Source organism: Flavobacterium sp. GW821-FHT11G01 (genome assembly GCF_058808175.1).
This window is the reverse complement of the sequence record NZ_JBXARK010000009.1, coordinates 123,665-145,535: the sequence shown is the minus strand read 5'-3', so window position 1 is coordinate 145,535 and position 21,871 is coordinate 123,665. Positions and strand designations below refer to the sequence as shown.

Sequence of the window (21,871 nt, the reverse complement as noted above, 5' to 3'; positions counted from 1 at the left end):
TTCTTTTTGGTTTAGTTGGTAAAGTTTTTATTTATGAATTGTAAACTTAATCACTAATTATCATCAATTTAAGAATTAGAAATCGAAAACGTTTTCGAAATGACCTAAAACGTTTTCGGAAGTTAATTTTTTATCAATCAACTTTATTTTTAGTACATTTATTTCATGAATGACACAAAATTAATAGATATAGCCTCGGCATTAGGAATTTCAGTGACAACGGTTTCAAAGGCGCTAAAAGGGTATACAGATATTAGTAAAGCCACCCGTGCCCGAGTTATCGAAATGGCTGAGACGATGAATTATATGCCTAATTCTGTTGCAGTTAATTTGAGAACTAATGAAACCAAAACAATTGGCGTCATTATTCCGGCAACTGTGCATCATTTTTTTTCCAGCGTTTTGAATGGCATTTTAGAAGAAGCAGAAAAAAGAGGTTATTTAGTTATTATTTTACAATCAAACGAAAAATACGAGCTCGAGAAAAAACAGCTTGCCTTATTAATTCAAAAACGTGTCGATGGCGTTTTAATGTCACTCTCAAACGAAACTGATGATTTCTCTCATATTAATGAAGCCATTCGAAAAAATACTCCTGTTGTTTTATTTGATAAAATAGCCAAAAGAGTAGATTGTTCCAAAGTGGTAATTAATGATGCCAAAGCCGCTTATGATGCTGTGACGTATCTTATAAATAAAGGATACAAAAAAATTGCACATTTTAGAGGATCGTATGTTCCGCAAAATTCTATCGATCGCTTTTTAGGTTATAAAAGAGCTTTGGAAGCACACGGAATTGAGTACGATTCGAAATTAGTTTACGTTTGTGATAACAATACCGATTTTGAAGATGGTTACGAAAATGCTCAAAAAATCATGACTGAGCATCCTGATATTGACGCTATTTTTGCAATTACCGATTTAGTTGCTATCGGAATTATTAAATATTTTAACGAAGCGGGAATAAAAACACCAGAGCAAGTTGCCGTTTTCGGATTTAGTAACTGGTTTATGAGTACCGTTATTTCACCAAAATTAACCACAATTGATCAGCCCGGATTTGAAATGGGACATCAGGCAGTTTCTCTTTTAATTGATGAAATAGTGGATATAAAAGAGCACCGGCCTGTAACACATCAAATTATTGAACTCCCTACAAGAATCATTGAAAGAGAATCGACAGTTAAATGATTTTTTAGTTTTAACTTTGCGTCAATTCTTAAAAGGCATCAATGTTTCCAATTCCTGAAAATACCGATTTTTTATTGGCTGATGCCGAAAAAGAAAACTTATATCTAAACCTGATTGAGCAAATTAATAAGGACTTTAATTTAGCAAATGAAGGCATCGATTTTCCGTTAAGTGTTTCTCCTGATGAATTAAAAATTCAGCTTCACGAAAAAATCTACAGAATGATTCAGTATAAGTTCGCTGAATACTTAAACCTACTTTATATTATCGATGTTTCGGAAAATGAAATCAAAAAACTGGATGGTTCTGATTTAGTGATTCTGGCTGAACAGGTTTCTTTTTTGATTTTAAAAAGAGAATGGCAGAAGGTTTGGTTTAGGAAGAATTTTAAGTAAAATAGGTACAAAGTTGCAAAGGGACAGAGGGACAGAGGTTTCTCTCTTTGCGATAATTTTAAATCATTTTATAAAACCTATGAACCTTTGTTACTATGAACCTTTGAGCCTTTTAAAAATACACTCTCACAAAAGGCATAAATCCAGATCCGTAAAGACTTTTATTCGGATTATATAAGACATCATAACGTCCGCCAATGGTTACGCTTCCTGTTCTGTAACCAGCTCCAAGATATAAGGCAGTATTCCAATAAGCATCAGAATAACTCGGCTGATTATAATATTGTTCATAATCTGTATCTACCCTAACTTGCTCTAATTCGGCAGACAATTGAACTTGTGGAATCGGGTTTACGAGTACAATTGCGCTTCCACCCCATACAAAAGATTCAGCATAATTTTTTTGGTACATGTACCCAAACTGTAGTCCTGCGCCAACTGCCACAATTTCATTTATATTATAAATAGCACTCGGCAAGACCGAAATATTAGTATAGCCAGATCCGAAACCTAATCCAAGTCCACCACCAAACTGAACCTTGTCCCAAAAGTTAGGGCTCTGATCTATAGTATAATTTTGTTGTGCGGTGACATAACTAGAAAAAAAGACTGTCATAATCACAAAAAAAGATTTGAAAACGATTGAAATTTGATTTTTCTTCATAGTTATATCTATTTTTAACAAATTTTTACGTAAAAGTACGTAAAAAAAAGATTTAAATAAATGTGATTGTTGTACTTTTGCCATTCTATTTAACAAAAAGTATATTCACTAATATTATGGATAGGTTTTCATTTTTAAATGCAGCGCATACAGAGTTTTTCGCACAATTATACGATCAATATTTAGTAAACCCAGATAGCGTTGAGCCTAGCTGGAGAAGTTTTTTTCAAGGTTTCGACTTTGGACAAACGGTTTATAATGACGAAAATCCGGTTCAACAAATTGTTGAATATGTGACTAGCGACAACACAGATTACAGCAAAGTTTCAGAAAAATTACAAAAAGAATTCAACGTACTAAAATTAATTGATGGTTACCGTACGCGCGGGCATTTGTTTACCAAAACAAATCCGGTTCGTGACCGTAGAACTTCATCTCCAACTTTAGACATTGAAAATTTCGGATTAACAACTGCTGATCTTTCGACAGTTTTTGATGCAGCTAAGACTATCGGAGTTGGGCCATCTACTTTACAGGATATTGTAACCCGTCTTAAATCTATTTACTGCCAGCATATCGGAATTGAATATATGTACATCAGAAATCCTGGTGTTGTAAAATGGATTCAGGATAAATTAGCTGTAAATGTTAATCAGCCTAATTTCTCTTCTGAGGAAAAGAAAACGATCTTAAATAAATTAAACGAAGCAGTTTCTTTCGAGAACTTCTTACACACTAAATATGTTGGTCAAAAACGTTTTTCACTAGAAGGTGGAGAATCTATCATCCCTGCTTTGGATGCTTTGATCGAACAAGCTGCTGAAAAAGGTGTTGAACAATTCGTAATGGGAATGGCACACCGTGGTCGTTTGAACGTTTTGGCAAACATCTTCGGAAAATCAACTCAGGATATTTTTGGTGAGTTTGACGGAAAAGATTACGATCAGGAATATTTTGATGGTGACGTAAAATACCACTTAGGTCTTACTGCCGACAAAAAAACAAGATCAGGAAAAAGCATCAACATCAATTTAGCACCAAACCCTTCGCACTTAGAAACGGTTGGAGCTGTAATTGAAGGAATCACAAGAGCAAAACAAGATAAATATTATGCTGACGATTTCTCTAAAGTATTACCTATCGCCGTTCACGGAGATGCTGCAATTGCAGGACAAGGTATCTTATATGAAATCATTCAGATGGCACAACTTGACGGTTACAAAACTGGAGGAACAATCCATATTGTAATCAACAATCAGGTTGGTTTTACAACTAACTATTTAGACGCTCGTTCTTCTACGTATTGTACAGACGTTGCTAAAGTAACTTTATCTCCAGTATTACACGTAAATGCTGATGATGCTGAAGCTGTTGTACATGCAGTATCTTTTGCATTAGACTACAGAATGCAATTTGGACGTGACGTATTTATCGATTTATTAGGATACAGAAAATACGGCCATAACGAAGGTGACGAACCTCGTTTTACACAACCTGTTTTATATAAAATCATCGCAAAACATAAAAATCCAAGAGATATTTATGCTGAAAAATTATTGTCTGACGGCGTAATTGATGCTTCATATGTAAATGCTTTAGAAAAAGAATACAAATCTGATTTGGAACAGAATTTAGAAGCTTCCCGTAAAAAAGATTTAACTATTATAACACCATTCATGAAAAACGAATGGGACGGATTTGTTCAGGTAACTGATACACAAATGCTTCAAAAAGTTGACACTACTTTTGATAAAAAAGGATTAGATTCTATCATTAGTACCATCTCAACTTTACCATCTGATAAGAAATTCATCAACAAAATAACCAAAATTGTTACGGATAGAAAAGCTGGATACGACAATAATACTATTGATTGGGGAACTGCTGAAGCATTAGCTTACGGTTCACTTTTAACGGAAGGATTTGATGTTCGTATTTCTGGACAGGACGTAGAGCGTGGTACATTCTCTCACCGTCATGCCGTAGTTAAAGTTGAAGATTCTGAAGAAGAAGTAATTCTATTAGATGCTATCGAAAACAAAAAAGGAAAATTCGGTGCATTCAACTCTCTTTTATCTGAGTATGGAGTTCTTGGTTTTGATTATGGATATGCATTGGCAAATCCAAATGCATTAACGATTTGGGAAGCACAATTTGGAGATTTCTCTAATGGAGCTCAAATTATGATTGACCAATATATTTCATGTGGTGAAGATAAATGGAACAACCAAAATGGTATTGTTTTATTATTACCTCACGGATACGAAGGACAAGGTGCAGAACACTCTTCTGCAAGAATGGAACGTTACTTACAACTTTGTGCAAGACAAAACATGTACGTTGCTGACTGTACAACGCCAGCAAACTTCTTCCACTTGTTGAGAAGACAAATGAAAACAAATTTCCGTAAGCCTTTGGTAGTGTTTTCTCCAAAAAGTTTATTGCGTGACCCAAGATGCGTTTCTACAGTTGAAGAATTAGCAAAAGGAAGTTTCCAGGAAACTATAGATGATAATACAGTAGATAAAAAAGCAGTAAAAACTTTAGTTTTTGTTACCGGTAAATTCTACTACGACATTGTTGCTGAAAGAGAAAACAACGGAAGAAATGATGTTGCAGTTGTTCGTATCGAGCAATTATTCCCTTTACCAGTTGAGCAGTTAAAAGCTATTATCGCACAATATCCAAATGCTGATGATTATGTTTGGGCACAAGAAGAGCCTAAAAACATGGGAGCTTACAGCTTTATGTTAATGAATTTCGATCTTGTAAAATGGAGATTAGCTTCATTAAAAGCTTATGCTGCTCCGGCATCAGGAAGTTATACAAGAGCTAAACGTCGTCATGCAGATGCGATTAGAATGGTTTTCGATAAAAATTTATTCAGATAAAAAGAATGTTTCAAGTTTAAAGTTTCAGGTTTAACAACATGAAACTTTAAACCATAAAAACCTTAAACAAAAACAAAGATGATTTTAGAAATGAAAGTCCCATCACCAGGGGAATCAATAAAAGAAGTTGAAATTGCAACTTGGTTAGTAAAAGACGGAGATTATGTAGAGAAAGATCAAGCTATTGCTGAAGTTGATTCAGATAAAGCTACTCTTGAATTGCCTGCTGAAATGAGCGGAATTATTACGCTTAAAGCTGAAGAAGGTGATACAGTTGCAGTAGGAGCTGTCGTTTGTTTAATTGATACAGATGCAGCAAAACCTGCAGGTGACGCTCCGGCAGCACCAGCAGCTGAGGCTCCAAAAGCAGAAGCACCGAAAGCTGAGGCTCCAAAAGCAGCACCGGCTCCAGTAGCTGCTGCACCAGCGACAAGTTATGCAGCAGGAACTCCATCTCCGGCAGCAAGAAAAATATTAGACGAAAAAAATATAGCACCAGCAACAGTTTCAGGAACTGGTAAAGGTGGAAGAATCACAAAAGATGACGCTGTAAATGCAGTACCATCTATGGGAACTCCAACTGGTGGAAGCCGTGGATCTGAGCGTACAAAATTATCAATGTTACGTCGTAAAGTAGCTGAGAGATTAGTTGCTGCTAAAAACGAAACAGCAATGTTAACTACTTTCAATGAAGTTAACATGACACCAATTAACCAAATTCGTAATGAATACAAAGATGCATTCAAAGCGAAACATGGTGGTTTAGGTTTAGGATTCATGTCATTCTTTACAAAAGCAGTTACAAGAGCTTTAGAATTATATCCAGATGTTAACTCAATGATGGATGGTGATTACAAAATCGCTTACGATTTTGCTGATATCTCAATCGCAGTTTCTGGACCAAAAGGATTAATGGTTCCTGTTGTTCGTAATGCTGAATTATTAACTTTCCGTGGAATTGAAGCTGAAATCAAAAGATTAGCTTTAAGAGCTCGTGACGGTCAAATTACAGTTGACGATATGACTGGAGGAACTTTCACCATTACTAACGGTGGAGTTTTTGGAAGTATGTTAAGTACTCCAATTATCAACCCTCCTCAATCAGGAATTTTAGGAATGCACAACATTATCGAGCGTCCAATCGCTGTAAATGGTAAAGTTGAAATTCACCCAATGATGTACGTTGCTCTTTCTTATGATCACAGAATTATCGACGGACGTGAGTCAGTTGGTTTCTTGGTTGCTGTAAAAGAAGCTTTAGAAAATCCATTAGAATTATTGATGAATGGCGATGCTAAACGTGCTTTAGAATTGTAATTTTAATAATTTTCAACAATAATAAAAGCCTGTTCAAATAAATGAATAGGCTTTTTTTTGCTTAATACTGTCTTAAGATTGTCTTAAGATGTTAATTTTTTAAGGAAATGTAAATTTTACCCTTTAAATATTATTTTATTTAGAATAAATAAGAATAGCTTGCGTGATTGACATTCAACACTTAAATTTGCGCTATTAAAATCAATTCTAAATAAAAATGAAATATAAATTTACAATTTCTTTTTTGAGCTTTTGTTTTTTTCTATTAGCAAGTACTTCAACTTGGGCACAAGAAAAAGCAACTATTAAAGGTCAAATCAGCTTAGCAAACAATCAGGCAGCAGATAACGTTTCAATAGTTTTAAAAGGAACAAAAATCGGAACCAATACGGATGACAATGGTAACTACGAAATCAAAAACGTAAAACCAGGAAACTATGTTCTTAGAGTTTCTGCAGTTGGTTATTCTTCTAAAGAAAAAAGCATTACACTTAATAGTGGAGATGAAATTATTGAAAACTTTACAATCATTTCAAACTCTGAGCAATTAGACGAAATTGTAGTAAATGGCGGTGCTAAAAAAAATCCGTTAGCTCGTAAAGAAACACAACAAGTATCGAGATTACCTCTTAAAAATCTTGAAAACCCACAAGTTTATACCACAATCACAAGCGAACTTTTAAAAGAACAAGTGGTTACCAATATTGACGACGCCCTTAAAAATGCTCCGGGATTATCTCCTCTTTGGGCTTCTACAGGACGTGGGGGTGACGGTGCAGGTTATTTCTCTTTAAGAGGATTTGCTGTACAGCCAACCATGATCAACGGATTACCAGGATTAACAAACGGAAGTATTGATCCAGCCAATATTGATAAAATTGAAGTAATTAAAGGGCCATCTGGAACTTTGTTTGGAAGTAGCTTAATCTCTTACGGAGGTTTAATTAACTTAACTACTAAAAAACCTTACGATCATTTTGGTGGAATAATAGATTACACAGCTGGAAGTTACGGTTTAAACCGTGTTACTGTTGACGTTAATACTCCATTAGATGAAGAGCACAAAATTAACGTGCGTGTCAATTCAGCTTATCATACTGAAAACAGTTTTCAGGATGCAGGATTCAAAAAATCATTCTTTTTTGCACCTTCTTTATCTTACCAGGTTAATGACAAACTTTCGTTTTTCATCAATACTGAATTCATGAATAACAAAGCTACTAATCCAACAATGTTATTCTTAGACAGAGGTGCTGAATTAAGAGTTCACAATATTGATGAATTGGGATATGACAACAAACGTTCTTACACAAGTAATGAATTGGCAATTGAAACTCCTTCATACAATCTTCAGGGACAAATGAACTATAAGTTCTCTGATCAATGGAGTTCACAAACTGTAGTTTCCAGAGGATCATCAAAATCAGAAGGGTACTATTCTTATATTTATGAAGGAACTCAATATGCGCCAGATCCAATTTCAGAAGGTATTGTCTTAGCGCGTTACATGAATTACCAAAACTCTACAACTTTAACAACTGATATTCAACAAAACTTTATTGGTGATTTTGTGATTGGAAACATGAGAAACCGAATTGTTGCCGGTTTAGATTATTTCAACAGAGGCGCAATAGACAACGGATCAGGATATGTAGGAAATGGAACCATTTATATTGGAAATCTTGATTTGAAAACAGTAAACGAAAACCTTTATCAAATTACTGACCCAACGAAATACATCACAAATGGTGATAATGGTAAATTAACAAAGGCCGGTGCTGATTCTCTTTTAGCTTCAGCTCCAATGAACAATAACAAAACAAAACAAGAAGTTTACAGTGCATATGTTTCTAACGTAATCAACTTTACTCCTGCTTTATCTGCAATGGCAAGTGTACGTGTTGACCGTTTTATGACAGAAGGTGATGTTAGCACAAATGCTGACGATTACAACCAAACTTCTTTCTCTCCAAAATTCGGTGTGGTTTACCAACCAATTTTAGACAAAGTTTCGATTTTTGCCAACTATATGGATGGCTTCGCCAATACTGCTCCAGTAAGTGATGTATTGCCTGATGGAAGTTCTCAACCAAGAACTTTCTCTCCAGAGCACGCAAATCAGTTTGAAGTTGGAACAAAATTGAATGTTTTTAAAGACAAACTTTATGCTACATTCAGCTATTACGACATTAAAGTAACAGATCAGGTTTATACTGTTTATACTGCAACGACTCAAACATCTTATCAAAACGGTGGACAAAGAAACAAAGGTTTCGAAGCTGAAATTGTTGCAAACCCAATTACAGGTTTAAACATTGTTGCCGGATACAGCTATACTGATGCACTGTTAACGGCTGGTGATCCGGATTTCGTAGGGCACAGACCAGAAAGTGCAGGACCACAAAACACAGCAAATCTTTGGGCAAGCTACAAATTCACAGAAGGCGACTTACAAGGTTTTGGTTTAGGTTTTGGAGGAAATTATGCTGATAAAAATAAAATCATGAACAGAACAGTTACTGGTCAATTTACATTGCCATCTTATACTGTTTTAAATTCATCTATTTTCTACGGAACTGAAAAGTACGTTTTGACTCTTAAACTTGACAATATTGCAAACGTTGATACTTATGATGGTTGGTCTACGATTCACCCAAAAAACATGAGAAGCGTATCTGCTAATTTTTCATACAAATTCTAATAAAACAAACAAAAAACACCTTTCTGACTATAGAAAGGTGTTTTTTAAATTTTTAAAATTATGATAACAGTAGCCAGTCTTATCGTTTTTTTAGCTTTTTATACTTTGTATTATACATCAAAAAGAGCTGCTTTATCTTATGATTTAGGTTTTGAAAAATGGATGAAAAACAATCCAAAACAAACTAAAATTACTGGTTTAATATTGCTACTACTAGCCTATTCTGTATGGCTTTTTACACAATCATTATGTTGTGGCACTTTGATGTTTTTTATTCAGCTCATGACTATTGGTAGTTTGATTATCATTTTGAAACCATTAAAAAAAGTAAATAGCATTGCGCTTCTATTGTTATTTATAATTGTTGCTCTATTAGAATTTTATTACTATTAATTATTCTTAAGCAGTTTATGCCAGCAAATCCAAAATATTTAACCCAATCTAAATGGCAACGTTTTGCCAAAATTACCGCTGCCATTCTAGGCGGCTATTTTGTTTCCGTTACTTTTCATTTAGCACTCGCTTCATGGTTTAACCGTGCAAACATATTGATGACAATGGCTTTTAGCGGCTTTATTCTTTGGGTTGCACTTATGGTGATCGCTTTTCTGGCAAAGAGTGGCTGGAAAATTTGGGGCATTTATATACTCCTAACATTAGTTTTTTCTCTTTTCATTTATCTGGGTCAAACCTATAATACAACGGCATAATAAACATGAGCAACCGTAATTATAATATCTACTTTCACACGCATACAGTTAGCGGAATCGTTATTAGTGTTGTGCTTTTTGTAATTTTCTTTGCAGGATCTTTTTCTTTTTTTAGAGATGAAATCATCAATTGGGAAAGAAGTGAATCTACTGCCATTACAAAAGAAATTCAATTAGATTACAATACTGCTTTACAAAAGCTCGACAAACAATATGTATTGCACGGAAGAAATATTACCATTTCGAAACCAAGCAATGAAAGAAGAGTTGCTGTTTATATGGAAGGTACCAAAGATACTTTGGCTCCAGCCAAGCAAAAAGAAGGACAGTTTTTTTATCTTGATACTAAAAATTTCAAAACCTTTACCTATGAAGAATCTTATTCGCTGGGTGAATTTTTATACCGATTGCATTTCCTGGCACAAGTTCCATATCCTGTGGGTTATTATCTTTCAGGTTTTGTAGCGTTGTTTTTCTTGTTTGCAATTGTTACTGGTGTTTTATTACACTGGAAAAAAATTGTTTCAAACTTTTATGTTTTCCGTCCAAAGGAAAAATTAAAAACGTTATGGACAGATGCTCACACCTCTTTAGGAATGATTGGTCTTCCTTTTCAATTTGTATATGCTGTTACTGGGGCTTTTTTTATGATCAAACTTCTGATTGTGGCTCCAGCCGTAATGGCATTATATCAAGGTGATGAAAACAAATTATACAAAGAATTAGAATATACTGATCCTGATTATAAATTTGAAAATAAAAAATTAGCTGCTCCTTTTAATATTAATCAGCTGGTTTCAAAAGCAAAAAGTAATTGGTCAGATTTTGAAATTACACGTGTTTTTATTCAAAATTATGGTGATGCTAATATGCATATTTTGGTTGAAGGAGAAATGCCAAACCATAAAAAATTCACCGGAATTGGAAAAGTAGTTTACCGAATTTCTGATGGAAAAGAAATTGCAAAGAAAAATCCAATCACACAAACTAATTATTTAGATACAGTCAAAAATGTTTTATACCGAATTCATTACGGTGATTATGGTGGTTACGCTTTAAAAATCGTAAGTTTCATTTTAGGAATTATTACTTGTGTAGTGATCATTTCAGGAGTTATGATTTGGCTTGTTGCACGACAAAAAAACAATATGCCTGAAAAGAAAAGACGTTTCAATGCAGCTGTTGTTCGTATTTATTTGGCTATTTGTTTGAGTATGTATCCAATTACTGCATTAGCTTTTATCGTTACCAAAATATTTTATCCGTTAACTCAGGAAAATCTTTATACTGTTTATTTTGTGGGATGGCTAATATTAACCGTTTTCTTTATACTTAAAAAGAATGATGCGTTTACCAATAAATTTTGTCTGGTTTCCGGAAGTATTTTAGGTTTCTTAATTCCGATAACAAATGGAATCGTTTCTGGAAATTGGTTTTGGACTTCTTTTATACAAAACAAAATTCAGGTTTTTGTTATTGATGTTTTCTGGATTGTTCTGGCCTCAATTTCTCTTTATGTGGCTTATCATTTAAATGCTAAAAAAGAGGCTGTTGCCGAAAAATAATTGAAATAATTTGTCCTTAATTGATTTAGCGCATACTTTAAGCTTTTATTCAAAAATGGGATTCAAAAAACAAATACGTTTTCTACATAAATGGCTCGGATTAATTTCCGGGCTTATTGTTTTTATTATCAGTATTACCGGCTGTATGTTTTGTTTTCATGACGAAATAAAAGATATTACCCGAAAAGAATGGCGCTTTGTTGAACCTCAAAACAAATCCTTTTTAATGCCTTCAGTCTTACAGCAAAAGGCAAAAGAAATACTTCCCAAAAACACAGCAAGTATGGTTTCTTATTATGGAAGAAACCGTTCTGCAATTGTCTACACCTATTCTGATACCGAAAATTTATATCTGTATTTTAATCCTTACACAGGAAAATATTTAAAAACCGAAAATCCCAAAACCGATTTTTTTATTATTGTTGAATACATTCATTTGTATTTACTTCTGCCCGATTACATTGGAAAACATATTATTGGCGGGGCAACCATAATCTTTATTTTATTATTGATTTCGGGAATTATTCAATGGTGGCCAAAGCGAAAATATGATATTAAAAGAAGTTTTACAGTAAAATGGTCAGCCAAATGGCGTCGTGTAAATTATGACTGGCACAATACTTCTGGTTTTTACATTTCACTTATTGCGCTTATTCTTGCCATAACAGGCTTAACCTTTACATACGAATGGGTTGGAGATGGTATTTATAAAACTTTCAATTTTGGTGGAGATAAAGCAATAGAAATAAAGGCACCAATAATCGACACAACAAAATTCAAAACCAACAGCATAACAGCAGTCGATCGTGCCTTTATTGAAACTGCAAAATTGCAACCAAAAGCCGAAATGTTTTTTGTTTTATTTCCGCAGAAAAAAGGAGACATTATTAGTACTGGAGCTTATCCACATACCTTAAGATATGATCATCAAAGCAATTATTATTTTCATCCGCTTGACGGAAAATTAATTCAGAGTGATCCTTACGCCAAAAAGAGTTTAGGCTTAAAGGTTGTCGAAATGAATTACGGAATACATACAGGACAAATACTAGATTTACCTGGAAAAATTATTGCTTTTATAGCAAGCTTAATAACAGCAGCATTACCGGTAACTGGTTTTGTAATTTGGTATGGAAGAAGAAAAAAAAGTTGCAAAAAATTAAAGGCATAAAAAAACCGTTTCGTTAAGAACGAGACGGTTTTTTTAAAGTATCTTAGAAATTACCTTAGTTTCTATTTGCTAAAGCATTTTTCTGTAAGTTTTTAACTGAGCTAACTTTGCTATTTTCATAAGCAACTTCGCATAGGCTATTTTCATTAGTGAAAATCCATTTTCCAGTTTTCAGTCCGTTTGTGTATTCTGCTACGGCAAGTTTATTTCCTTTTTCATCATATGATACCCAAACGCCGTCTAATTTACCATCTTTAAAGAAACCTTCTTGTTGTACTTTACCATTCTCATAGTAATAAGTAGCTTTTACTTTGTTTCCAACAGCTTCTAATTCTGGTTTTACTTCTTGTGCAACTAAAATTCCAGAGAACATCATTGCAACTAAAATTACACATTTTTTCATATCTTTAGGTATTAATGTTATCAAATTGTTATCAAATATAGTTATTTATTTACATTGAGCAAACTTTTACTTAACAATTTGGTAACATTGAATAAAAGCTTAACATTGGAAATCATCCGAATACAAAAAAACCAACGCTTACGCCTTGGTTTTACTGGTATTTTGCTAAAAAAATAAAATTACGATATCGTTATAAATTTGATACTAAAATTAGTTCAATAATACATCTAACTGCTTTTGAAGGTCTGGAGAAGAGGGTCTTGCTGCATCAGAATTTAAAATAATACCTTTTGGATCAATCAGAATAAATTTTGGAATTCCGGTTACGCCATATTGCACTACAAAATCAGATCCCCAATCTTTATCAGCAAATAACTGAACGCCTCCCAAATTCTTAGCCGTCACAAAATTTTTCCATTTGTCATTGTCTTTTGCATTGTCAATGGAGATGCTTACAAATTCAATGTTTTTTCCATGATATTTTTCTTCTATTTTTTGTAAATAAGGGATTTCCTGACGACAGGGTCCACACCATGTTGCCCACAAATCAATGTAAACATATTTTCCTTTGAAATCAGAAAGTTTTGTTTTTCCGCCTTTATGATTTTCATAATCAAATTCAGGTGAAGGATTTCCATCTAACTTTCTCATTTGAGCAGTACGATCGTACTCACCTATTATATACTGATGAAATTGTTCAAAAGCATCTGATATTGCTTTCTTAAAAATAGGATCAAAATTACCTTTTTCCAGCGCTTTTGTATCTGCTTTTTTCTTTTCCTCAAGGAATGTTACAAATTCGGATCTCTCTTTCTTAAACGCTTCCTCTTTAAATTTTTCACTGCTTAATAAGTATTGCGCCAGAAAATTACTTTCGTTTACACCTTTACCTTTATATACAAGCGTTTCATCAAATTTTTTGGCATCTACTAATACATTTACTTCTGAATTTGGAATCAGGAATAAATTGGCAGATTCCACTCCGTCAGAAAAATTATAAAATCCCTTTGGAGCTTCAAAAGTGCTTTCAAAAAGGCCATTTTTATCAATTTTAATCACTTTTCTAAATTCACCACCGCCTCTAATCACTAATGAATCACTATTTCTATTCGCAATTTTAGCTGTAAATTTAACTTGTTCTTTGGCTTGACCAATAACACTCAAAGCGCAAAAAAGCAACAGACCGATGACAAAAATTTTCTTCATATTGTAGTATATTTTGTTTTTAGTATATCAAATCTAAAGAAATAACAACTTCAAAATTTAACAATTAACAAAATATTTCAAATTAATACACATCAGATTATCACTTTACTATTTTAATTTGAATTTTGTGTTTACTTTTGCAGTCTAAAATTTTGATCATGTATAGAAGTCATAATTGTGGCGAGTTAAACGCCTCAAATATTAATACGGAAGTTACACTAGCGGGTTGGGTTCAAAAATCACGCGATAAAGGATTTATGAATTGGGTTGATTTACGTGACCGTTACGGAATTACACAACTTATTTTCGACGAAAGTCGTACTGATAAAACTGTTTTTGAATTGGCAAAAACGCTTGGAAGAGAGTTTGTAATTCAGGTAAAAGGAACTGTTATTGAGCGTGAAGCCAAAAACAAAAATATTCCGACTGGTGAAATCGAAATTTTAGTTACGGAATTAAACATTCTAAATGCCGCTTTGACGCCTCCATTTACAATTGAAGACGAAACAGATGGTGGAGAAGATATCAGAATGAAATACCGTTATTTAGATATCAGAAGAAATCCTGTAAAAAACAGTTTGTTATTCCGTCATAAAGTAGCGATGGAAGTTCGTAAATATTTATCTGATTTAGATTTCTGCGAAGTTGAAACGCCGTACTTAATTAAATCAACTCCGGAAGGAGCAAGAGATTTCGTTGTACCAAGCCGTATGAACGAAGGACAATTTTATGCTTTGCCACAATCTCCACAAACTTTCAAACAATTATTGATGGTGGGTGGAATGGATAAATATTTCCAAATTGTAAAATGTTTCCGTGATGAAGATTTACGTGCAGACCGTCAGCCGGAGTTTACACAAATAGATTGCGAAATGGCATTTGTGGAACAAGAAGATATTTTAAATGTTTTTGAAGGATTGACAAGACATTTATTAAAAGAAATTAAAGGCATTGAAGTAGATAAATTTCCAAGAATTACCTACGACTATGCCATGAAAACATATGGAAATGACAAACCGGACATCCGTTTCGGAATGGAGTTTGGTGAGTTAAACGAATTTGCACAACATAAAGATTTTCCAGTATTCAATGCTGCAGAATTAGTTGTTGGAATTGCAGTTCCGGGAGCAGGAAATTATACACGTAAAGAAATTGACGGGTTAATTGACTGGGTAAAACGTCCTCAGGTTGGAGCATCAGGAATGGTTTATGCAAAATGTAATGACGACGGAACTTTTAAATCATCTGTAGATAAATTTTACGATCAGGACGATCTAGGACAATGGTCAAAAATTACAGGCGCAAAACCTGGCGATATGATTTTTGTACTTTCTGGTCCTGCAAACAAAACACGCGCACAACTTTCAGCACTTCGTATGGAATTGGCAACTCGTTTAGGATTGCGTAATCCAGAAGAATTTGCTCCGTTATGGGTTGTAGATTTTCCATTATTAGAGTTAGATGAAGAAAGTGGTCGTTATCATGCGATGCACCACCCCTTTACATCTCCAAAACCGGAAGACATGCAATTATTGGAAACAGAACCTGGAAAAGTTCGTGCCAATGCTTATGATATGGTATTAAACGGAAATGAAATTGGAGGAGGATCGATTCGTATTCACGATAAAGCTACCCAACAATTAATGTTCAAATATTTAGGATTTACGGAAGAAGAAGCAAAAGCACAATTCGGTTTCTTAATGGATGCTTTCCAATTTGGAGCACCGCCTCACGGAGGTTTGGCTTTTGGATTAGACAGACTTGTTGCTATTTTAGGAGGGCAGGAAACTATTAGAGATTTTATCGCTTTCCCAAAAAACAATTCTGGACGTGATGTTATGATTGATGCACCTGCAACAATTGATGATGCTCAACTAAAAGAATTACATATTAAAGTTGATATTCAATAATTCTAAAAAATTTAAAATACAAAACTGCAATTATCTTTTTAGTTGCAGTTTTTTTTTATTCCATTTTTATGATTTTGTCAAAATTCTTAAAAAACACAGCAAACAGAAGCCTTTACAGTAATTATATCTAAATTATTCAATAATTACGATAATTGTCAAAATGACCTTAAATCCAGCCTGCTTTTCTTAGTTCGTTTCCTACAATTAATGATTCTCAATTTAAGTACATCTGAACATGATTTGATGCAATATAAATAGCGAAAACACTGTGAATCAATAATTTTTATAAAAAATTAACACCTTATTGTCTTTTGTATGAATTTATATCTTACATTTGCTTCATTATAAATTATTATTACAATTACAATGCGTACAGGTACAGTAAAATTTTTCAATGAATCTAAAGGTTATGGATTCATTACAGACGAAGAAACAGGAAAAGATATCTTCGTTCACGCTTCAGGAATTAACGCGGAAGAATTACGCGAAGGTGACCGTGTAAGCTATGAAGAAGAAGAAGGAAGAAAAGGGAAAGTTGCTGCTAAAGTAGCAGTAATCTAAGAAAAATATAGCAATTTATTTTTTTTGCCTCTGAATGGTTTTAAAACGTTTCGATTTATTTCGAAACGTTTTTTTTTGCTCAAATCTTAAAAAAATATTAAAATTTCACAATGTTATTTATAATCAATAAAAATTAGACACAAACAGTGTTTCTCAACATACTTAAATCATTTTTTATCTTGTGATTTACATAGTTGAAAGTTATCTTTGTGGCTTATTCTTTAAGTAAAAAACCTAAGTTTATGCAATCTGATCAATACAGTTACATTCCTATTCTAATGCAGTTCATTTTAGCTGTTGGTTTTGTGGTAGGAACAATCATAATTTCTGGAAAATTAGGACCGAAAAGAACCTCAGAAGTCAAAGATAAAAACTTTGAGTGCGGTATCGAATCTGTTGGTAATGCCCGTATTCCGTTTTCAGTTAAGTACTTTCTGGTAGCTATTTTGTTCGTATTGTTCGACGTAGAGGTAATTTTCCTTTATCCTTGGGCAGTAAACTTTAAGGAATTAGGAATGGAAGGAATGTTGAAAATGATTGTTTTCATGGCGCTTCTTTTAGTTGGTTTCTTTTATATCATCAAAAAGAAAGCTTTAGACTGGGAATAAATGCGATTTTAGATTTCAGAATTTAGATTTTAGATTGCTTGATTTAGAATTTAGATTTGAAAGATAACTTCTCAAAACAAAATATTGATTTTTAAAATATTGATTTCGGTTTCAGAATTAAATCTAAAATCAGAAATCTAAAATCTAAAATAAAATGAGCGATTCAAATGTAAATATGGTTGCGCCACCGGAAGGAGTTGTAGGAGAAGGTTTCTTCGCTACAAAACTAAATGACGTTGTAGGCTTAGCAAGAGCCAACTCATTATGGCCATTGCCTTTTGCAACTTCATGTTGTGGTATCGAATTCATGGCTACAATGGCTTCACACTACGATTTAGCGCGATTTGGTTCTGAACGTGTGAGTTTTTCTCCTCGTCAGGCAGATATGTTAATGGTAATGGGGACTATTTCTAAAAAAATGGCACCTATTTTAAGACAGGTTTACGAGCAAATGTCTGAACCTAGATGGGTAATTGCAGTTGGAGCTTGTGCTTCATCAGGTGGAATCTTCGATACTTATTCTGTTTTACAAGGAATTGACAAAGTAATTCCGGTTGACGTTTATGTTCCAGGATGTCCTCCAAGACCAGAACAAATTGTTGATGGAGTAATGAAACTTCAGGAATTGGTAAGAAGTGAATCTGTTAGACGCAGAAGTTCTCCAGAATACCAAGAATTACTAGCTTCATATAACATTTCATAAGATGGCCTTAGAAAATACCCTGATTCAAGATAAACTTACAGAAACATTTGATTCAAGTGTTTTTAACTTTCAACAAGAAAGAGATATTTTTTCAATAGAAACAACAGCTGACAAAATCACAGCCTTAATTCTTTTTTTGAAAAACGATTCTGATTTACGTTTTCACTTTTTAACTGATTTATGCGGAATTCACTATCCGGACAACGAAACAGATCGTCAGTTCGCGATAGTATATCACATGCACAACTGGTACGAAAACAAACGTATTAAAATCAAAGTTTACCTTAATGGTGAAAAACCAGAGATAAAAACAATTTCAAATATTTTCTTAAGTTCAAATTGGATGGAAAGAGAAACATACGATTTCTTCGGGATTAACTTTATTGGGCATCCACAATTGAAACGTATTTTGAATATGGACGAAATGATCTCTTTCCCAATGCGAAAAGAATTCCCAATGGAAGACAGCGGAAGAACGGATAAAGACGACAGATTCTTTGGAAGAACAACAACAAATTGCTAAAAAATAAATAATTCAACATTATAAAATGTCAGAACTATTATTACCACCAGAGCATCGATATGCTAAAATAATAAAGGAGAAACTAAACGAAGACGGAAGCGAGCTTTCAGTATTGAATTTAGGTCCAACACACCCTGCAACTCACGGTATTTTTCAGAATATCTTATTGATGGATGGTGAAAGAATTCTTGAGGCTGAACCAACTATTGGTTATATCCACAGAGCATTCGAAAAAATTGCCGAAAATCGTCCTTTCTATCAAATTACGCCTCTTACAGATCGTATGAACTATTGCTCCTCTCCTATTAATAATATGGGATGGTGGATGACTTTAGAAAAATTGTTAGGAATTGAACTTCCAAAACGTGCTCAATATTTAAGAGTTATCGTAATGGAATTAGCTCGTATTACAGACCACTTAATCTGTAACTCGATTCTGGGTGTTGATACTGGTGCGTATACAGGCTTCTTATACGTTTTTCAATTTAGAGAAAAAGTTTACGAGATTTATGAAGAAATTTGTGGAGCTCGTTTAACTACAAATATGGGAAGAATTGGTGGTTTCGAAAGAGATTGGTCACCAGAAGCTTTTCGTAAACTAGATGTCTTTTTACAAGATTTTCCTGTCGCTTGGCAGGAGTTTGTAAACTTATTTGAAAGAAACAGAATTTTCCTTGATAGAACTGTAAATGTTGGAGCAATTTCAGCAGAGCAAGCAATGGCATATGGATTTACAGGACCAAACTTACGTGCTGCCGGAGTTGATTATGACGTTCGTGTTGCACAGCCTTACTCCTCTTACGAAGATTTCGATTTTAATGTTCCTGTTGGAAAATCAGGTGATACTTACGATCGTTTTTGTGTTCGTAATGCTGAAGTTTGGGAAAGTTTAAGCATCATTCGTCAAGCGTTGGATAAAATGCCAGCCGGAAACGAATATCATGCAGAAGTTCCTGATTATTACCTTCCACCAAAAGAAGATGTTTACACTTCTATGGAATCTTTAATTTATCACTTTAAGATCGTAATGGGAGAAGTTCCTGTGCCAGTTGCAGAAATTTATCACCCGGTTGAAGGAGGAAACGGAGAATTAGGATTTTATTTAGTTACTGACGGAAGCAGAACTCCATATAGATTACATTTCAGAAGACCTTGCTTTATTTATTATCAGGCATATCCAGAAATGATTAAAGGTGCTTTACTATCAGATGCAATTGTTATCCTTTCGAGTTTAAATGTAATTGCAGGAGAATTAGACGCCTAAAAAATATTGTAGATTTTAGATTTTAGAATTCAGATTCAAAAACCTAAATCTAGTAAAGGATTGCAGAATGTAGATTGAAGAAACAGATTGAAAAATCTAAAATCAGAGATCTAAAATCTAAAATTAAGAATGGAAAGAAAACATTACAAACAAGAAATAAACATGACTGAAGCATTGATGACTCGCATCAATGAATTAATCAGTCATTATCCTGAAGACAAAAGAAAATCAGCTTTGTTGCCTGTTTTACACGAAGTACAGGACGCGCACGATAACTGGTTGAGTACTGAGTTGCAGGATAAAGTTGCTGAAATTTTGCACATCAAACCAATTGAGGTTTACGAAGTGGTTACTTTTTATACCATGTACAACCAAAAACCAATTGGAAAATACATGTTCGAATTCTGTCAAACTTCTTGTTGTTGTTTAAATGGTGCTGAAAATTTAATGGATTATACTTCTGAAAAATTAGGTATTAAAATGGGAGAAACAACTCCAGACGGAATGTTTACCATTGCCGGAGTAGAATGTTTAGGCGCTTGCGGATATGCTCCGATGATGCAGTTAGGTGATTTCTACAAAGAAAAATTGACAGAAGAAAAAATCGATCAGTTAATTGCTGATTGTAGAGATGATAAAATAATATTACACGATAAATAAGATGTCACAGAAAATATTATTAGATAAAATCAATGTTCCAGGTATTAAAACCTACGAAGTATATCGCCAAAATGGTGGTTATACTTCTGTAGAAAAAGCTTTGAAAACACTTACGCCAGACGAAGTTGTTGAAGAAGTAAAAAAATCAGGACTTCGCGGTCGTGGTGGTGCAGGTTTCCCTGCCGGAATGAAATGGAGTTTTATTGATAAAAAATCAGGTAAGCCAAGACACTTAGTTTGCAATGCCGATGAGTCTGAACCGGGAACTTTCAAAGATCGTTATTTGATGGAATTCATTCCTCACTTATTGATCGAAGGAATGATTACTTCAAGTTTTGCCTTAGGCGCGAACCTTTCGTATATCTACATTCGTGGAGAATATATGTGGGTTTTCAAAATTTTAGAAAGAGCAATCGCCGAAGCAAAAGCTGCAGGTTGGTTAGGAAAAAATATATTAGGAACAGGTTACGATTTAGAATTACATGTTCACTGTGGAGCCGGAGCTTATATTTGCGGCGAAGAGACTGCACTTATAGAATCATTGGAAGGTAAAAGAGGAAATCCTCGTATTAAACCACCTTTTCCAGCGGTCTCTGGGCTTTGGGCAAACCCAACAGTAGTAAACAATGTGGAGACTATTGCTGCTGTGCCATGGATCATCAACAACTCTGGAGATGATTATGCTAAAATCGGTATTGGACGTTCAACTGGTACTAAATTAATTTCTGCTTCAGGACACATTAAAAATCCGGGAGTTTATGAAATCGAATTAGGATTAAGCGTTGACGAGTTCATGAATTCTGATGAATATTTAGGAGGAATGTCTTCAAGCAGACCTTTGAAAGCATTTGTTCCTGGAGGATCTTCTGTGCCAATTTTACCAGCTGAATTGATTTTCAAAACAGCAAACGGCGAAGACAGATTAATGACTTACGAATCTTTAAGTGATGGTGGTTTTGCTACCGGATCGATGTTGGGTTCTGGAGGATTTATCGTTTATAACGATACTGCTTGTGTGGTTAGAAACACTTGGAATTTTGCACGTTTTTACCACCACGAATCTTGCGGACAATGTACACCTTGCCGTGAAGGAACAGGTTGGTTAGAAAAAATCTTGTGGAGAATCGAAAACGGTCAGGGCCGTGAAGAAGATATCGAATTATTGTGGAGCATTCAAAGTAAAATCGAGGGTAACACAATTTGCCCGCTTGGCGACGCAGCTTCTTGGCCAGTAGCAGCAGCGATCCGTCACTTTAGAGATGAATTTGAATATCACGTTCGTTTCCCTGAAAAAATTAAAAATAGAGATCATTTTGTTGCTGAACCTTTCTCGCAAGTGAAACATTTAGTAGGCGGTAAAGTAATCGTATAAAAAAATATAAAGCAGAAAGTTATAAAGTTAATAATATAAAAAGGACAGCAAATCTT

At 34.1% G+C, this 21,871-nt stretch carries 20 protein-coding genes; 17 read left to right on the top strand and 3 right to left on the bottom strand.

Annotated features, from left to right (window positions below; genetic code table 11):
• Nucleotides 1-165: 165 nt before the first annotated feature.
• Both AC1RRN_RS16615 and AC1RRN_RS16610 read left to right on the top strand, forming a co-directional pair.
• Entirely contained in the window at nt 166-1,191 is a 1,026-nt protein-coding gene (locus AC1RRN_RS16615) for a LacI family DNA-binding transcriptional regulator (protein WP_492968367.1), read from the top strand.
• A gap of 41 nt (nt 1,192-1,232) precedes the next feature.
• On the top strand, nt 1,233-1,586 hold the full coding sequence (locus tag AC1RRN_RS16610; RefSeq protein WP_492968366.1) for a hypothetical protein: 354 nt from the start codon (nt 1,233-1,235) through the stop codon (nt 1,584-1,586).
• Between the two features lie 112 nt (nt 1,587-1,698).
• Here the strand turns inward: AC1RRN_RS16610 and AC1RRN_RS16605 are convergent, their stop codons facing one another.
• Entirely contained in the window at nt 1,699-2,250 is a 552-nt protein-coding gene (locus tag AC1RRN_RS16605; protein WP_492968365.1) for a hypothetical protein, read from the bottom strand.
• 116 nt (nt 2,251-2,366) lie between these two features.
• Here AC1RRN_RS16605 and AC1RRN_RS16600 point away from each other — a divergent pair, with 116 nt between their 5' ends.
• The 7 genes from AC1RRN_RS16600 to AC1RRN_RS16570 all read left to right on the top strand — a co-directional run bounded on the left by AC1RRN_RS16600 (nt 2,367) and on the right by AC1RRN_RS16570 (nt 12,605).
• Nucleotides 2,367-5,141 (top strand): 2-oxoglutarate dehydrogenase E1 component, encoded by a 2,775-nt coding sequence (locus AC1RRN_RS16600; RefSeq protein WP_492968364.1) that lies wholly within the window; start codon nt 2,367-2,369, stop codon nt 5,139-5,141.
• Between the two features lie 78 nt (nt 5,142-5,219).
• Complete coding sequence (gene odhB, locus AC1RRN_RS16595; RefSeq protein WP_492968363.1) at nt 5,220-6,458, top strand: 2-oxoglutarate dehydrogenase complex dihydrolipoyllysine-residue succinyltransferase; 1,239 nt, start codon at nt 5,220-5,222, stop codon at nt 6,456-6,458.
• A 217-nt stretch (nt 6,459-6,675) separates the two neighbouring features.
• Nucleotides 6,676-9,159 (top strand): TonB-dependent siderophore receptor, encoded by a 2,484-nt coding sequence (locus AC1RRN_RS16590; RefSeq protein ID WP_492968362.1) that lies wholly within the window; start codon nt 6,676-6,678, stop codon nt 9,157-9,159.
• A 60-nt stretch (nt 9,160-9,219) separates the two neighbouring features.
• Nucleotides 9,220-9,552: a hypothetical protein gene (locus AC1RRN_RS16585; protein ID WP_492968361.1), complete on the top strand. Its 333-nt coding sequence runs from the start codon at nt 9,220-9,222 to the stop codon at nt 9,550-9,552.
• Between the two features lie 17 nt (nt 9,553-9,569).
• The gene (locus tag AC1RRN_RS16580; protein WP_492968360.1) at nt 9,570-9,869 is read left to right on the top strand and encodes a hypothetical protein; all 300 of its coding nucleotides are present in this window, start codon (nt 9,570-9,572) and stop codon (nt 9,867-9,869) included.
• 5 nt (nt 9,870-9,874) lie between these two features.
• Nucleotides 9,875-11,434 (top strand): PepSY-associated TM helix domain-containing protein, encoded by a 1,560-nt coding sequence (locus AC1RRN_RS16575; protein WP_492968359.1) that lies wholly within the window; start codon nt 9,875-9,877, stop codon nt 11,432-11,434.
• A 55-nt stretch (nt 11,435-11,489) separates the two neighbouring features.
• Nucleotides 11,490-12,605, top strand: a complete 1,116-nt coding sequence (locus AC1RRN_RS16570) for a PepSY-associated TM helix domain-containing protein (protein WP_492968358.1) — start codon at nt 11,490-11,492, stop codon at nt 12,603-12,605.
• 55 nt (nt 12,606-12,660) lie between these two features.
• Here AC1RRN_RS16570 and AC1RRN_RS16565 read toward each other — a convergent pair whose 3' ends face one another.
• Both AC1RRN_RS16565 and AC1RRN_RS16560 read right to left on the bottom strand, forming a co-directional pair.
• Nucleotides 12,661-13,008, bottom strand: a complete 348-nt coding sequence (locus AC1RRN_RS16565; protein WP_492968357.1) for a toxin-antitoxin system YwqK family antitoxin — start codon at nt 13,006-13,008, stop codon at nt 12,661-12,663.
• Nucleotides 13,009-13,218: 210 nt separating this feature from the next.
• Entirely contained in the window at nt 13,219-14,214 is a 996-nt protein-coding gene (locus tag AC1RRN_RS16560; protein ID WP_492968356.1) for a TlpA family protein disulfide reductase, read from the bottom strand.
• A gap of 158 nt (nt 14,215-14,372) precedes the next feature.
• Between AC1RRN_RS16560 and aspS the strand changes: the two genes are divergently transcribed.
• The 8 genes from aspS to nuoF all read left to right on the top strand — a co-directional run bounded on the left by aspS (nt 14,373) and on the right by nuoF (nt 21,815).
• Nucleotides 14,373-16,124, top strand: a complete 1,752-nt coding sequence (gene aspS, locus AC1RRN_RS16555; RefSeq protein ID WP_492968355.1) for an aspartate--tRNA ligase — start codon at nt 14,373-14,375, stop codon at nt 16,122-16,124.
• Between the two features lie 366 nt (nt 16,125-16,490).
• On the top strand, nt 16,491-16,685 hold the full coding sequence (locus AC1RRN_RS16550) for a cold-shock protein (RefSeq protein ID WP_007137066.1): 195 nt from the start codon (nt 16,491-16,493) through the stop codon (nt 16,683-16,685).
• Between the two features lie 242 nt (nt 16,686-16,927).
• The gene (locus tag AC1RRN_RS16545) at nt 16,928-17,293 is read left to right on the top strand and encodes an NADH-quinone oxidoreductase subunit A (RefSeq protein ID WP_026982602.1); all 366 of its coding nucleotides are present in this window, start codon (nt 16,928-16,930) and stop codon (nt 17,291-17,293) included.
• Between the two features lie 154 nt (nt 17,294-17,447).
• Entirely contained in the window at nt 17,448-17,996 is a 549-nt protein-coding gene (locus AC1RRN_RS16540) for an NADH-quinone oxidoreductase subunit B (protein WP_029271568.1), read from the top strand.
• Nucleotide 17,997: 1 nt separating this feature from the next.
• Nucleotides 17,998-18,519, top strand: coding sequence for an NADH-quinone oxidoreductase subunit C (locus tag AC1RRN_RS16535; RefSeq protein WP_492968354.1), 522 nt, complete (start codon nt 17,998-18,000; stop codon nt 18,517-18,519).
• Between the two features lie 25 nt (nt 18,520-18,544).
• Entirely contained in the window at nt 18,545-19,783 is a 1,239-nt protein-coding gene (locus AC1RRN_RS16530) for an NADH-quinone oxidoreductase subunit D (protein ID WP_492968353.1), read from the top strand.
• Between the two features lie 129 nt (nt 19,784-19,912).
• Entirely contained in the window at nt 19,913-20,443 is a 531-nt protein-coding gene (locus tag AC1RRN_RS16525) for a complex I 24 kDa subunit family protein (protein ID WP_026982598.1), read from the top strand.
• Between the two features lies 1 nt (nt 20,444).
• Complete coding sequence (nuoF, locus tag AC1RRN_RS16520) at nt 20,445-21,815, top strand: NADH-quinone oxidoreductase subunit NuoF (RefSeq protein ID WP_492968352.1); 1,371 nt, start codon at nt 20,445-20,447, stop codon at nt 21,813-21,815.
• The last annotated feature ends 56 nt before the right edge of the window (nt 21,816-21,871 follow it).

Bases quoted from the DNA above. Each gene is read 5' to 3' on its own strand.
- AC1RRN_RS16535 (WP_492968354.1), top strand. From the start codon at position 17,998: ATGGCCTTAGAAAATACCCTGATTCAAGATAAACTTACAGAAACATTT.
- odhB (WP_492968363.1), top strand. From the start codon at position 5,220: ATGATTTTAGAAATGAAAGTCCCATCACCAGGGGAATCAATAAAAGAA.
- AC1RRN_RS16610 (WP_492968366.1), top strand. From the start codon at position 1,233: ATGTTTCCAATTCCTGAAAATACCGATTTTTTATTGGCTGATGCCGAA.
- AC1RRN_RS16560 (WP_492968356.1), bottom strand. From the start codon at position 14,214: ATGAAGAAAATTTTTGTCATCGGTCTGTTGCTTTTTTGCGCTTTGAGT.
- aspS (WP_492968355.1), top strand. From the start codon at position 14,373: ATGTATAGAAGTCATAATTGTGGCGAGTTAAACGCCTCAAATATTAAT.
- AC1RRN_RS16600 (WP_492968364.1), top strand. From the start codon at position 2,367: ATGGATAGGTTTTCATTTTTAAATGCAGCGCATACAGAGTTTTTCGCA.
- AC1RRN_RS16540 (WP_029271568.1), top strand. From the start codon at position 17,448: ATGAGCGATTCAAATGTAAATATGGTTGCGCCACCGGAAGGAGTTGTA.
- AC1RRN_RS16525 (WP_026982598.1), top strand. From the start codon at position 19,913: ATGGAAAGAAAACATTACAAACAAGAAATAAACATGACTGAAGCATTG.
- AC1RRN_RS16545 (WP_026982602.1), top strand. From the start codon at position 16,928: ATGCAATCTGATCAATACAGTTACATTCCTATTCTAATGCAGTTCATT.
- AC1RRN_RS16580 (WP_492968360.1), top strand. From the start codon at position 9,570: ATGCCAGCAAATCCAAAATATTTAACCCAATCTAAATGGCAACGTTTT.
- AC1RRN_RS16570 (WP_492968358.1), top strand. From the start codon at position 11,490: ATGGGATTCAAAAAACAAATACGTTTTCTACATAAATGGCTCGGATTA.
- AC1RRN_RS16575 (WP_492968359.1), top strand. From the start codon at position 9,875: ATGAGCAACCGTAATTATAATATCTACTTTCACACGCATACAGTTAGC.
- AC1RRN_RS16565 (WP_492968357.1), bottom strand. From the start codon at position 13,008: ATGAAAAAATGTGTAATTTTAGTTGCAATGATGTTCTCTGGAATTTTA.
- AC1RRN_RS16550 (WP_007137066.1), top strand. From the start codon at position 16,491: ATGCGTACAGGTACAGTAAAATTTTTCAATGAATCTAAAGGTTATGGA.
- AC1RRN_RS16590 (WP_492968362.1), top strand. From the start codon at position 6,676: ATGAAATATAAATTTACAATTTCTTTTTTGAGCTTTTGTTTTTTTCTA.
- nuoF (WP_492968352.1), top strand. From the start codon at position 20,445: ATGTCACAGAAAATATTATTAGATAAAATCAATGTTCCAGGTATTAAA.
- AC1RRN_RS16605 (WP_492968365.1), bottom strand. From the start codon at position 2,250: ATGAAGAAAAATCAAATTTCAATCGTTTTCAAATCTTTTTTTGTGATT.
- AC1RRN_RS16585 (WP_492968361.1), top strand. From the start codon at position 9,220: ATGATAACAGTAGCCAGTCTTATCGTTTTTTTAGCTTTTTATACTTTG.
- AC1RRN_RS16530 (WP_492968353.1), top strand. From the start codon at position 18,545: ATGTCAGAACTATTATTACCACCAGAGCATCGATATGCTAAAATAATA.
- AC1RRN_RS16615 (WP_492968367.1), top strand. From the start codon at position 166: ATGAATGACACAAAATTAATAGATATAGCCTCGGCATTAGGAATTTCA.